This is a genomic window from Microcystis sp. LE19-10.1B, assembly GCF_027530565.1.
Classification (GTDB): domain Bacteria; phylum Cyanobacteriota; class Cyanobacteriia; order Cyanobacteriales; family Microcystaceae; genus Microcystis; species Microcystis aeruginosa.
The window spans coordinates 1-13,408 of record NZ_JAPZQM010000287.1; the positions used below are offsets into that span (position 1 = coordinate 1).

At 43.3% G+C, this 13,408-nt stretch carries 13 protein-coding genes and 1 pseudogene; 12 read left to right on the top strand and 2 right to left on the bottom strand.

Annotated elements, in window-relative coordinates:
• Positions 1-785: 785 nt before the first annotated feature.
• Complete coding sequence (locus O9332_RS10230) at positions 786-941, top strand: hypothetical protein (protein ID WP_288025289.1); 156 nt, start codon at positions 786-788, stop codon at positions 939-941.
• Here the strand turns inward: O9332_RS10230 and O9332_RS10235 are convergent.
• Complete coding sequence (locus O9332_RS10235; protein WP_288025292.1) at positions 917-4,021, bottom strand: efflux RND transporter permease subunit; 3,105 nt, start codon at positions 4,019-4,021, stop codon at positions 917-919. The genes O9332_RS10230 and O9332_RS10235 overlap by 25 nt on opposite strands.
• A 62-nt stretch (positions 4,022-4,083) precedes the next feature.
• A complete protein-coding gene (locus O9332_RS10240; protein WP_002758470.1) occupies positions 4,084-4,761 on the bottom strand; it encodes a C40 family peptidase in 678 nt (225 codons plus the stop codon).
• Between the two features lie 770 nt (positions 4,762-5,531).
• Here O9332_RS10240 and O9332_RS10245 point away from each other — a divergent pair.
• The 11 genes and pseudogenes from O9332_RS10245 to O9332_RS10295 all read left to right on the top strand — a co-directional run bounded on the left by O9332_RS10245 (position 5,532) and on the right by O9332_RS10295 (position 13,319).
• Complete coding sequence (locus tag O9332_RS10245; RefSeq protein ID WP_288025296.1) at positions 5,532-6,920, top strand: LCP family protein; 1,389 nt, start codon at positions 5,532-5,534, stop codon at positions 6,918-6,920.
• Positions 6,921-6,922: 2 nt separating this feature from the next.
• Positions 6,923-7,423 (top strand): pentapeptide repeat-containing protein, encoded by a 501-nt coding sequence (locus tag O9332_RS10250; protein WP_002768627.1) that lies wholly within the window; start codon positions 6,923-6,925, stop codon positions 7,421-7,423.
• A gap of 338 nt (positions 7,424-7,761) precedes the next feature.
• The gene (locus tag O9332_RS10255; RefSeq protein ID WP_002758465.1) at positions 7,762-8,349 is read left to right on the top strand and encodes an anthranilate synthase component II; all 588 of its coding nucleotides are present in this window, start codon (positions 7,762-7,764) and stop codon (positions 8,347-8,349) included.
• Between the two features lie 61 nt (positions 8,350-8,410).
• Positions 8,411-9,220 (top strand): MBL fold metallo-hydrolase, encoded by an 810-nt coding sequence (locus O9332_RS10260; protein ID WP_002758464.1) that lies wholly within the window; start codon positions 8,411-8,413, stop codon positions 9,218-9,220.
• 180 nt (positions 9,221-9,400) lie between these two features.
• The gene (locus O9332_RS10265; protein WP_002758463.1) at positions 9,401-9,628 is read left to right on the top strand and encodes a hypothetical protein; all 228 of its coding nucleotides are present in this window, start codon (positions 9,401-9,403) and stop codon (positions 9,626-9,628) included.
• Positions 9,628-10,068: a type II toxin-antitoxin system VapC family toxin gene (locus O9332_RS10270; protein WP_002758462.1), complete on the top strand. Its 441-nt coding sequence runs from the start codon at positions 9,628-9,630 to the stop codon at positions 10,066-10,068. The genes O9332_RS10265 and O9332_RS10270 overlap by 1 nt, the downstream gene beginning before the upstream one ends.
• 65 nt (positions 10,069-10,133) lie before the next feature.
• Positions 10,134-10,316 (top strand): annotated as a pseudogene (locus O9332_RS10275) (Tse2 family ADP-ribosyltransferase toxin); the annotation flags it as partial.
• Between the two features lie 23 nt (positions 10,317-10,339).
• A complete protein-coding gene (locus O9332_RS10280) occupies positions 10,340-10,873 on the top strand; it encodes a hypothetical protein (RefSeq protein WP_223210047.1) in 534 nt (177 codons plus the stop codon).
• Positions 10,874-10,938: 65 nt separating this feature from the next.
• Complete coding sequence (locus O9332_RS10285) at positions 10,939-12,576, top strand: ABC transporter permease (protein ID WP_288025304.1); 1,638 nt, start codon at positions 10,939-10,941, stop codon at positions 12,574-12,576.
• Between the two features lie 77 nt (positions 12,577-12,653).
• Positions 12,654-12,785 (top strand): hypothetical protein, encoded by a 132-nt coding sequence (locus O9332_RS10290; RefSeq protein ID WP_288025307.1) that lies wholly within the window; start codon positions 12,654-12,656, stop codon positions 12,783-12,785.
• 108 nt (positions 12,786-12,893) lie between these two features.
• On the top strand, positions 12,894-13,319 hold the full coding sequence (locus O9332_RS10295) for a photosystem I reaction center subunit II PsaD (protein WP_002738785.1): 426 nt from the start codon (positions 12,894-12,896) through the stop codon (positions 13,317-13,319).
• The last annotated feature ends 89 nt before the right edge of the window (positions 13,320-13,408 follow it).

Sequence of the window (13,408 nt, forward strand, 5' to 3'; positions counted from 1 at the left end):
TTGTGTACCAAGCGATGTACTACAAGAAGGATAATGCAAGGTTTTTGAAAGTCCCAATCCTATTTTCTTGCACTAACATCGGACTTTAACAGGTCAAAAGCCTTATTTTAAAAGGGTTTTACCATTATTCAGCCAGCCCTAGTAAGGCTTTCAAAATAGTTTGACATAAAACCTGATTTAGGGGTTACAAAGGTGAGATGCTCCCCTTCCCCACTTCCCCACTTCTCCACTTCCCACTCTGCAATAACTACTGGCAGCCAGAAATACATTGGTTTCCTATCATACTTTGTGCTTTTTGTCAAAAAAACTTTTTTTTTGCAATAAAACTACACAAAAAAAAGATCATCGTTATGGGTGAAATTGACTGATTTACCTGTTTTAATTAGGATCACCTTGTAGGTGTGGCAAGGGTTTGAGCCATTGCTGCCCAAAAAAGCACATAATAACCCACTATGAAATTCTATCAAATCGCTGTAACCATTGTAACATCGTTGTTAAATAAAAATCTTTCTCAATTAATTCTTAAGAATTTATAAATATTGCGAAATGTTAATTTAAATATTCTCAAGTTTTTGGAGTCAATAAATAATTTTTGCTTATCTTCAGCCAACATTGGGTTAGGAGTCAGGAGTCAGGAGTCAGGAGTCAGGAGTCCGGAGATAGGAGTCCAGAGATAGGAGATAGGAGATAGGAGATAGGAGTCAGGAGACTTTTTTATTTATTCTCCCCACTTCCTCACTTCCCCACACCCTCTTTCAAGTCAGGAGTCGGGAGATTATTTTTATTTGTTCTCCCCACACCCTACACCCTACACCCTACACCCCACACCCCACACCCTACACCCTACACCCCACACCCTACACCCCACACCCCACACCCCACACCCCACTTCCCCACTTCCCACTGTGCAGGGGGATTATTTTCTAGAGAATAAAACGTAAAAACAGGGAATAATAAACAGAGTTAACAGAGTTGCTAAAGACAAACCCGAAAAAACGACAATTCCTAAAGGTTGCAGGAATTGTCCCCCCTCTCCTAATCCTAAAGCGAGGGGAAATAAACCTAAAACCGTGGTCACGGTAGTCATTAAAATCGGTCGTAAACGTTGGGGAGCGGCCTTTAAAATAGCTTGTAGTCGAGTAAAACCGAATTCTTGCCGCAATTGATTCGCCAATTCCACCATAATAATCCCGTTATTAACCACAATGCCCACCAATAAAACCACCCCGACGATGACAATGGCATTAATCGGGGTTTTGGTCAAATATAGTCCGAAAATTCCCCCCGCTAGGGCTAAAGGAACGGTTAACATAATCACCAAAGGGTCTATGAGTGAGTTATACTGCACGGCCATGACCACAAAGACTAAAAATACTGATAAACCCGCTAATAAACCCAAAGAACCCTGAATTTCTTGATTAGACGTGGCGGCAGCACTGGGTAAAATGCTGATACCATCGGGTAAGGGAGTGGAATTTAAAACCGATTGTACCCCCACGAGTGCGTCACTTAATTTCGCCCCTTCGACTAAACTGCCGATAATAATAAAAACTTGACGCTGATTGATTCTCTGGATGACTCCGGGGGTTTTTCCCGCTTCAATCCGGGCTATATCTGCTAATTTTAAGTCTTCTTGTCTATTGACAAAAATAGGTATTTGTGATATGTCACTAATTTTTTGCCGCGAGTTGGGGTCCAATTGCACTCGGATATCGATTAATCTTTCTCCCCGTTGCAGTTGGGTGGGGATCGATCCTTGAATAGCGGTCCGTAGCGTTTGTCCCACTTCCAGGGTACTCAATCCCAAACTATTTAAGCGGGTCCAATCGGGTTTAATCTGAATTTCCGGTTGTCTGGGGTCAGCATCGGCACGAAAACGCGCACTAGGGACTTTTTCATCGAGAATACTGAGGATTTCTTCACCAGCTTGCTCTAAAGTTTTCCCATCGCGTCCCTGTAACATCACATCCACATCGGCACCAACGGAGGGAGAGTTATTAAGAATAATACCGCGCACTTGACCGGGGGTGAGACGCAAACGCACGTTAACGAGGTTTAATTGCTCTAGTGCTTTGCTCATGCGTTCGATATATGCTTCTGTATTAGTGCCTTGTTTGAGATTAATCGTACTAGAAGCGCGCAAAATATTTTCATTGGTAGTTGTGCCAAAAAGAGAACCGCCACTGGTAGTAAAAACATACTCAGTTTCCGGTTGTGATAATAAAATCTTTTCTACTTCCCGCATCACCTGACGGTTAGTATTTAAATTGGTACCCGGGGGAAATTGAGCAAAAACGTTCACCTGTCCGGTTTGAATACGACTAAAGACTTCCTGGGGGATATATTGCCAGAGATAGAAACTACTTCCCCCTAAAATTAAAAAGGCCAGCAGGATAACAGGTATTCTGTAGTGGATGATTTTAGCTAAAAAACGACCGTAGAGGATGGTTAAACCTTCTAGACGTTGACTAAAGACTTTTAAGAGCCAAAACCGATGGATACCACGGTCAACCCCCATATTTAACAAACGACTGGCCAACATGGGAACAACAGTTAACGCACACAACAGAGAAGCAGCCACAGCAAAACTGATAGTGAGGATAATCTCGTTAAACAGCAGAGAGATAAAACCACCCAGTAATAAAAATGGCAGGATAGAGACGAGATTAGTCGCAGTGGAGGCCAATAAAGCAGATTCTACCTCTTGGCTGCTATTACGGGCAATTTCTAAAAAATCTCGCTTATTTTGGTTTTGATTAACTTTGAGGGCAATATTTTCCAGCATGACAATGGAATTATCCACCACGATACCCACCCCTAGGGCCAATCCTCCCAAACTAAACACATTTATCGATAACCCGAATAACTTCATACAGATAATTGCGACGAGGGTAGAAAGAGGAATCGCTAGGGTAATGATAAAAGTCTGTCGCAGGGAACCGAGAAAGACGAATACAGTCAGTCCTGCTAGAATTGTCCCCGCTAGTCCCGAGGAAACCACGTTATTAACCGCGTTTTGGATAAATACAGACTCATCAGTAGTGGTGACGACTTGTATTCCCCCGGTCATTAACCCGGATTTTTTTAATTCTGTAATGCGTTTTTTGACCCCTTCTACCACAGCAATCGTGTTCGCATTCGGTTGTTTTTGGACGCTAACCCTCACGGCATTTTTTCCATTTAGGGTGACAAAAATTCTTTGTTCTTCTGTCCCATCGATAACTCTGGCCACATCCCGCAGATAGATTTTTTCTTCGGGATTATTACTATCGGTCAGCGCTAAATCTTGGATATCCGCTACGTTTTTAAATTTCCCCACCGCACGGGTTAAAGGTTCCCCGGTTTCTCCCTGTAGTCGGCCCCCAGAGATGTCCTGATTGCGTCTTTTTAGGGTGTCTAAAACCTGATTTAATCCCACTCCTAAAGATTGTAATCGCTGCAGGTCAATATTAACTTGAATTTCTTCTCTAACTCCCCCAATCACGTCCACCACTGCCACTCCTTCCACAAATCCTAATTCTCTCCCTAATTCTTCATCGGCAAATAATCTTAAATCTTTTAGGGGTAGGGTATCAGAAACGAGAGCGAATTCATAGACGGGTAAACGAGAGGGTTCAAATTTGTTTAAGCGCGGTTCCTCAATAATATCGGGTAAATTTTGTCGGACACGATTAAAACTTTCGGTAGCTTCATTTAAAGCGACATTTAAGTCTCCCCCCGGTTGAAAAAATAAATCTACTCGCATCCTCCCCTCGCGAGTTTCTGAATAAACTTGCACTACTCCCTCGGTGGCACTCATTCCTTCTTCTAGGGGTTTAGTTACTTCTTCGAGAATGACTTCCGGGGAAACTCCGGGTACATTCATCCTTAAACTAATGCGGGGATAAGTGATAGAAGGAAGCAAGTCCACTTCTAAACGATTTAGAAAAAAAAGACCGATGATGATAACTGCTATAGTTAACATCAATACTCCTATGTGACGACGAATTGACAGACCGCTTAGGGAGATGTTTTCTGACATGATTACCTATGGGGGAGAGTAAGGAGTGAACAGTGAACAGTAAACCCATAACTGATAACTGATTAATTGTGCATAACTCGACCGAAACTCCATAATTTTTGATAATAATGACGACTAACGCTATCCCTATCATCAGTAAGTAGATTTATAGCGATACCATTGTTACCTGTTTCTTTTCCTGAACTGTGGATATATTGATTATTACCTAGATATAAAGCCACATGATTAACTCTTTTATCACCAAAGAAAATTAAATCTCCTGGGAGTAATTCCTCTCGGTTTATTTTTTGACAAAAAGCCTCCTGTTGATAGGAATCCCTCGGCAACCAAATACCAAAAGTGGCAAAAGCAGCCTGGATTAATCCTGAACAATCGTAATTAGGTGCAAGGGTTCCACCCCAGAGATAATGATTGGTACGGTTCCTTGCTTCCTGAGTAAAAGTGATAATCTCAGGAATATGTTTTTCTATGTCGGAACGAGTTAGAGGAATTTTTTGATAAGCTGTGGTGGCCACCGCAATTGCATCTAAATCTTCTCCGCATAACCAAGCTAAATAATTATCTTCTCTTAGCTGAATTTGTAGCCCTTTTTCGGTAATTTCTAGGGAAATAAATTTTAATTGTCTTCCCTGTTGTGCTTGGGTCGCTAACTCTTGACAACTGGGAGAATTGTAGAGATTTAAGTCTCTTATACAGAGATATTCCTGGTTGAATGATGGGGTAAGAGAGATGATTTTCATAAAAAATAGCTCAGAATTTATTGACAGAAAAAACTGCATTACTAGCCAAAAGCAAAGGGATAACAACGAGGAGAATAACCTTAGTTCGTTCTGTCATCTTCAAGTTTCCACCTCTCTTAATTCGGCTCTCTTATTCTTTGTGTGAGCAGTTTAACTTACTATAGAAGCGATCAATCTTTCTTTGTGTCCTCTGTGTCTCTGTGGTTCCTTCCACTCGCTCGCCAGCAGGACTGTATCTTAGAATACATTTTACCCACCAAACCTAAGAGAGCCTTAATTCTTGGCCATAAAGATAATCTATAACCGAACTGAATCCCTGAAAAATTATTAAACCTATGGCATAATTAACCTTTCAGGGTTCAAAAACTGCAAAAATAAGGATTAAATGGCATACAATCGGTGAATAGAGCATTTAATCGTTTATTATTCGTTTTTAATTCTCCTGACTACTGGCTACTGGCCACCAACTCCTAACCCTAACAACAATTTTTGATTTTTACAACAGGTCTAGGATAGCCATTTCCTTAACAATATGTTACAATAGCCGGCGAGAGGGGAGTGGCCAATATCTGGAACTTTTGGGCTAGAGATAGATTCTATCGATCAACAGTCACCTCCTGGGTGGGTGGAATTAAATATAAGATGAACGTAGGTTGGGTTGAAGTATGAAACCCAACGCCCGCATGGGTTACGCTACCGCTAACCCATCCTACAAATAATTGTTCCTCCCTACTTAAAGTAAGCTTTTAATCAGATGTTGAGGTTAGTCCATGGCCAATGTTTCGGGGCGGTTTCAAAAGCAAGAATACAGCCAAAACTCAGAAAATACCGTCGCGGTGGTCAGTTCAGTCATGTCCGGTTTAAAAAAAGCATCTCCCCTACAAAAGGGCTTATTTTGGGGAATAACCCTCAGTTTTACCGCCCTAGTTTCCGCCACTGTTGGGGCTGCCGTCGCTTTAATTAGTCCCTTACCCGCACCAATTGGGGCTATCTTCCAAAAAACATCTTTTCCCACCCAAACAGACATCCTTGAGGATCAAGCTTGGAATAGCTTAATCAATCAGCAGCTTTCTCGTCCTGTTAATATTTTAGTTATGGGCATCGATCGAGTTTTAGATGCCAAAAACAGCGACGATGTATTTAAAGGTCGCAGCGATACCATGCTCCTAGTGCGCTTCGATCCTAGCGATAAAACCGTGAGAATGTTGTCTATCCCTCGCGATAGCCGCGTCAGAATCCCCGGCCATGGTTTTACTAAAATCAACGATGCTAACGTTCACGGTGGACCGACTCTAGCGGCAGAAGTGGTCACTAATACTTTAGGGGATGTCACCGTTGATCGCTATGTGCGGGTGACTACCGATGCCTTCAAGGAATTAGTCGATTTAGTCGGGGGTGTAGAAGTTTATGTACCCGAACGAATGTATCATAAAGATGTCACCCAAAAATTAGAAATTGATTTACAAGAGGGTTGGCAAAATCTCAACGGCGACCAAGCAGAACAATTTGCCCGTTTTCGTAACCCGCAATACGGCGATATTGGTCGCGTACAAAGACAACAAATTTTATTAAAAGCACTCCAACAAAAGATTTTTAGTCCGACAATTCTCCCCAGTCTCCCGAAAGCAGTACAGGTTTTACAACAATATATCGATACGAACTTAAGCGTCGAGGAAATGCTGGCTATCGCTAATTTTGGACGGGAAATTAAACAGGATGACTTAAGAATGATCCTACTCCCCGGCCGGTTTAACAACCTCGAGGAATACGATGGTCGCAGTTATTGGATTTTGAACCGTCGCGAAATTAGAACCATTGTGGCTAATAATTTTACCGATAACTATGGGGGGGGAGAAACCTCCGTTTATAGTCTGCGGATTGCCATTCAAAATGCCACCCATACCAAAGGTTTAGCCCGTCGTACTCGCAATTATCTGGCCAAACAGGGCTACACAAATGTTTATATTAGCGATGACTCCTCCCAAAAGCTAGAAACCACCGCAATTATTGCCCAAAAAGGTGATGTTCAGTCCGCTAACCTCTTGAAAAATCAATTGGGAATCGGTAAAGTAGAATCATCCTCCACTGGTGCTTTAGACTCAGACCTAACTATTCGGGTGGGTGATGATGTGTCCCAGTTTTTTGACGCTCAACAGTAACAATGTTGAAAAATTTTTTCAGTCTGGTTTTAATTATTTTGCTGGCGATTCTTTGGCTACTTTTCGCGGCCCGTCCGGTGGCTTTGGCCCAAGATAAAACGATTAACTATAGTTTTGCCCAGCTGCAAGATCGGGATTTTTCCCATCAGGATTTGCGCGGAGGAGTTTTCGCAGCTGCTGCGATGCGGGGAGTTAACCTAGAAGGTGCCGATTTATCCTATAGCATTCTCACCGAGGCTGTCCTCTTAAAAGCTAACTTAAAAGGGGCCGATTTAACCGCCTCTTTGGTAGATAGAGTTACCCTCGATTTTGCCGATTTAACTAATACTATTTTTACCGATGCGATCGCTACTCGCAGCCGTTTTTATGACACAATTATTACCGGGGCCGATTTCACTAACGCGGTGATTGATAACTATCAGGTCAAGTTAATGTGTGAACGGGCCGATGGCATTAATCCAGTCACGGGAGTGGCCACCAGAGATAGTTTAGGCTGTAATTAGGGTTTGCTGAATAAATCTAAAAACCTTGTTGGGTAATAATTTTAGACTTTTTATCAATCAAAAAGTACCAGATCTGGGAGTGATCGGGGGGAAAATCCCTGGACTTTTTCCCTGAAAGTTAGGTAATTGACCCCCTCAAAACCCCACACCCCACACCCCACACCCCACACCCTGTCCCCACAAAAAACTTTTTGCCGCAAACCCTAATTAGCAATTCCGGGCAGATTCTAGCTGACTGCTCAAAAATAGCCTACCCCCTACACCCCGGCTATCTCGATCGAGACAGCCGGGGTGTAGAATAAAAATACTGAGCGAGGCTAAAGAAAGGAGAGGGACTCTTGATAATCGTCATCGATAACTATGATAGTTTTACCTACAATTTAGTCCAGTATTTGGGAGAATTAGCCTCCGAGTTCCCGATCGCTGTGCCGATCGAGGTCTATCGTAATGATAAAATCGACTTGGCCACAATCGAACAAATGCGGCCGGATGGGATTGTCATTTCCCCCGGTCCTGGTCGTCCAGTCGATGCGGGCATATCTCTGGAATTAATCGCCAAATTTGGCCCCCGTTTGCCAATTTTGGGGGTCTGTCTCGGTCATCAAAGTATCGGTCAGGTATTCGGAGGGGATGTGGTCTGGGCCCCAGTCTTGATGCACGGCAAAACTTCCCCAATCTATCACAACAATGAAGGGGTATTTCAAGGCTTAGAAAATCCTTTTACTGCCACCCGTTACCATAGTTTAGTGATCGAGCGCTCCACCATGCCGGATAATTTAGAGATCACGGCCTGGGTAGAAGATGGCACGGTCATGGGAGTCCGTCATCGGGATTACCCCCACATTCAAGGAGTACAATTTCATCCCGAAAGTATTTTAACCACTGCTGGCAAGGAACTTTTAAGAAACTTTCTGCGATCCCTCTAGTGTTTGCTAATCCCCAACCCCTGAAATTAACCTTCAATTGATTAATTCTGCATCTACATTTATGAAAAGGCGAGATTTTATCTTATCGGCGGGGGCAAGTTTCTTAACCGTGGCAGTAAGCTCAGTTTTAGCGGAAACTAAACCGAAACCCACTAACCCCACTTCCCCCCAAAAACCCGATAATTCCCTCTTAGTTCAATGGTTGGGTCATAGTTGCTTTTTATTCACCGGAGGAGGGCAAAGAGTCCTAGTTAATCCTTTCCGGGCAATTGGTTGTACGGCGGGTTTTCCTTTGCCAAAAGTAGAAGCAGATATCGTTTTAATTAGTAGTCAACTGTGGGATGAAGGGGCGGCCGAGGGTTTACCCGGTAATCCGAAAATTTTGTTTGAGCCGGGGGCCTACGATCTGGGTAAATTAAAACTACAGGGTATTAGTATCGCCCACGATCGCATGGGTGGGCAACGTTTCGGTATGAATGTGGCCTGGCGTTGGACCCAAGCGGGGATTAGTATTGTCCATTTAGGGGGGGCAGCGGCCCCAATCGAATTAGAACAAAGAATTCTCCTAGGTTCGCCGGATTTAGCTTTTATTCCCGTGGGAGGTGGTCCAAAAAATTATAATCCCCAAGAAGCAAAACAGGCGATCGAAGTTTTACAACCGCGAATTGCTATACCAACTCAATACTTTACCAGTGCCGCCGATAAAAATGCCTGTGAATTGGTGTCTGTAGATGAGTTTCTCAAGTTAGTCAAGGATAAAAATATCCGTTTGATCGAGGACAATAAATTACGGATTCGTGCCGCCGATTTACCCAAAAAAGGGACGCTCATTCGCGTGTTTGACTACCGCAAACTGTTAGAGAAATCCTAATTTTTAGGAGCCAATGACCTAGTCCTATTGATTAACTAATTTTTTCTCGTGTAACGCACCATCAATTTCCTGATATTCCCCGGGTTACGTTGTTGCTAACTCGCCCTACAGCCCTGATCATAAATCAGGGTTATAATTATTTTTAAGAAATTCCAGAATATTCAGCCCCAAGGAATGTCTATGTTACTACAAGACCTAAAGGAAGAAGCGGTTAAGCTATCACCGAGCGAGCGACTTGCGCTGGTTAGCGCCATTATTGAGTCCTTGCAGAGTACCCCAATTGCTAGACCTGATCGTGCTGGTGCAATTCAACGGATGCGTGGCTTACTCAAAACAGACCAACTTGCACCAACCGACCAAGAAGTAGCTGCCATGTTGGAAGAGCGTCGGCTGGAGAAATACCTTTAGTGAGAGTTTTAATTGATACTAATGTTCTCCTAGATTTTCTATTGCAGAGAGAGCTATTTTTCCAAGATGCAGAACGACTATTTCAGGCGATCGATTCCGGTCAGATCGTCGGGTATGTCACAGCCACAACCCTCACGGACATTTTTTACATTGCTCGAAGACACACGCGCAGTATTGAGCAAGCACGGCAAGCAGTTTCAGAGACATTGACAGCAATGGAAATCTGCCCTGTAAACCGGGAGGTTCTAGAGGTAGCGTTTAGTTCAGGTTTGGCTGATTATGAGGATGGGATTCAGGTTGCTTGTGCTGTAGCTCAAGGACTTGATGCTATCTTGACCCGAGATAATCAAGGGTTTTTGAATTCATCGGTACCTGTGTTATCAGTTCAGGAGTGCTTGCATCGCTTGCAAGAGCCAAATAATAGCAAATCCACCTTATAAAATCAAGTTTACAGGCTTTTTGGTTCGTGAGGGGGTGAGGAGTGAAAAGTGAGCAGTTACAGCCAAAATTTGGCGGCATGGGCAAAGCTCCTTTGTGGCAGATTGATGACAGCATTATTACAGGAGATTTACAGGCTGTCCAAGATAGCCCAACCCACGTTAGCATCATGCCAAGAGTTACAATGGCTCTAGAAAGGTACGAAGCGGCATTGGCAAAGACCCAAAAATATTGGGAAAAGGTGGATTAGTGGCATACACACAATAGGAGTCTATGAAAATGGCATGGATATTTAGTTTATCCGCAGAATGTGGTTCTGATGAGAGCAAGGCCGATAAATTTGCTCAACATTTTCAGGGAATGTCATTGTTGCTGTCAAATGGTCGCCAGTGCCAATGTCGCACAGACACATTCCAAGACATAGAAGAAAATTGGTGGTGTCGCGTTTCACCAAATAATCTTAGCGAAGTGGGAATAGACAGCCCTGAAAGTGCCTATTCAATGACAGAGTTAGGTATTTTACTCTATCAGTCCCTACGATTTGCCCCCACCTTCCGTTATGCACTGGTTGGTGTTGAAGTCGATGAATTTAGAACATACACTGAGCTTATCGAAGAATCATCCAATCTATCTATCCCAGGACTGGTTTTAGCGAAACCACTTGCAGGCGAGCTAGGAATATTGCCAGTATTTCGCTCCTTTAGCCCTAGTTATGTTTGGCAACCTTACGCAGGAGAAGTTTACAACCCGCTGATGACATCGCCAAATCTGAAAAACAAGCTTAATGAACTGCTGGCTGTAAGTTGACCTCACAAGCGAAGAAGGCATAACTAGACCGTTCTCTAAAAATTGCTTTAACAATCTTATTAAAAATGTTTTTGCTGAAAGAATCTCGCTCTTTTTTTAGACAGGGATGGACAATTGCGGTTTTACTAATTGCCCTGCTTGTTTCCCTGCCAATTTTATCGGTTGCCAGTAGTTTATTAACTAATTCCAGTCAAGTCTGGCAACATCTGATCGAAACTGTTCTCTGGGATTATCTAGTTAATTCTTTTTGGTTAATGTGCGGGGTGGGCAGCGGCGTTTTAATCATCGGTGTCGGCACAGCTTGGTTAACAACGATGTGTCAATTTCCCGGTTGTCAACAATTTCAATGGTTATTATTACTACCCCTTGCCGCTCCTGCCTATCTCTTGGCCTATACTTATACCAATATGATGGACTATTTTGGTCCGGTGCAGACGTTCTTAAGAAGTGTTTTCGGTTGGAATAGTGTCGAGGATTATTGGTTTCCTAATATCCGTTCTCTTTGGGGGGGGATTCTGATGTTAATACTGGTGCTTTATCCCTACGTTTATCTGTTAGCAAGGGTCGGTTTTTTAGAGCAATCTGTCTGCACGGTGGAGGCAAGTCGCTCCTTGGGATGTAATCCTTGGCGCAGTTTTTTTACCGTCGCTTTACCCCTAACAAGACCGGCAATTATGGCAGGATTAGCCCTAGCTTTAATGGAAACTCTGAACGATTTTGGTACGGTGCAGTATTTCGGTATTAATGCTTTTACCACGGGGATTTATAATACTTGGTTCGGTATGGGCGATCGCATAGCAGCGGGGCAGTTATCCACAGTTTTAATGGTATTTATCCTCGTTTTAGTTTTCCTTGAACAATCCTCCCGTCGTCAAGCTCGTTACTATGAAATGACCAATCGTTTCCAGTCACCGACTAAGTACAAACTGGGATTTATTCGGAGTTTTTTGGCAATGTTCTCCTGTTTTGTGCCGGTATTTCTGGGGTTTATTGCCCCCGCTTTCTATCTGGCCTATTTAGCCTTTAACCATGCCCAAGAAACTTTTAATAATGACTTTTTTAGTCTATCGGGAAACAGTTTTTTTCTGGCTAGTTTAAGCGCAATTATTGCGGTAGTTTTAGCTTTAATTCTCGCCTACGGGGAAAGACTTAATCCGAATAAAACTCTTAAAGGTTCTGTGCGGATTGCGGCCGCTGGTTATGCTATCCCCGGCATTGTTATCGCAGTGGGGGTTTTAATTCCTCTCGGCAAATTAGATAACTTTTTCAACCAAGTATTAAATATCAATTTAATTCTGAGCGGCACAATTTTCTGTCTAATTTTTGCCTATATTGTCCGGTTTTTAGCCGTAGCTTTTTCCACATTAGAATCGAGTTTAAGTAAAATTAAACCTAGTTTAGATGATGCTTCCCGCAGCCTTGGCTATGGCACCGGCGCCACTTTAATTAAAGTGCATATTCCTCTTTTGTCGGGGGGATTATTGACGGCGGCTATGTTAGTTTTTGTCGATGTGATGAAGGAATTACCCGCTACTTTGGTGTTAAGACCTTTTAATTTTGATACCCTAGCGGTGCGCGTTTATCAATACGCCAGTGATGAACGTTTGGTGGAAGCGGCGGCACCAGCCCTGGCCATTGTCCTAGTGGGATTAATTCCGGTAATTTTTTTAAGTTGGCAAATTTCCCGACGGGCGATCGATTAAAGTGGTGGCCGATTCCTAGACAAGTTGGCGATCGGCCAGCCGCTTAGTTCTATTTAGGGTTTGCGGCAAAAAGTTTGTTGGTGGGGTTAGGAGACAGGAGACAGGAGACAGGAGATTATTTTATTTATTCTCCCCACACCCCACACCCCACACCCCACACCCTGCCGCGAGGAAAAACTTTTTCGGTAAATCCTAGTTCTATAGTCTAGTACAAAATAATGTTACAGTTCTTGACAAGACTACTAGAGAGGGGGGGTGTCAGTGATAGGATTCCCTAAAACCCCTTTTCTTTATTTTTGTAGAGAGAACAAAATCCTATGACAGAACTTTCTGGAAAAGCTCCTAAGTTCGGTGGCAGCACGGGCGGTTTACTCGCCAAAGCCGATCTGGAAGAAAAGTACGCCATCACCTGGACAAGCAGCAAAGAACAAGTCTTTGAAATGCCCACCGGTGGCGCCGCTATCATGAACGAAGGCGAAAATCTCCTCTATTTGGCCCGCAAAGAACAGGCGCTCGCTCTTGGTACCCAATTCCGGACGAAATTTAAGCCCAAAATCGAAGATTACAAAATCTATCGGATTTATCCCAGTGGTGAAGTGCAGTATCTCCACCCTGCTGATGGTGTCTTCCCCGAAAAAGTTAACGCTGGTCGTGAATTTTTCGGCAAAAAAGACCGCAATATCGGCAAAAACCCGGAACCGGCGACAATTAAGTTCTCTGGTGTCACTCCCTACGAAGCATAAATAATCCCTAAAATCGAGAGTGGGGAGTTAGATTTAGAAGCTATTTGGCCCCAAGATTTAACTTCTGACTCTCGATTTCTCTGATCGCA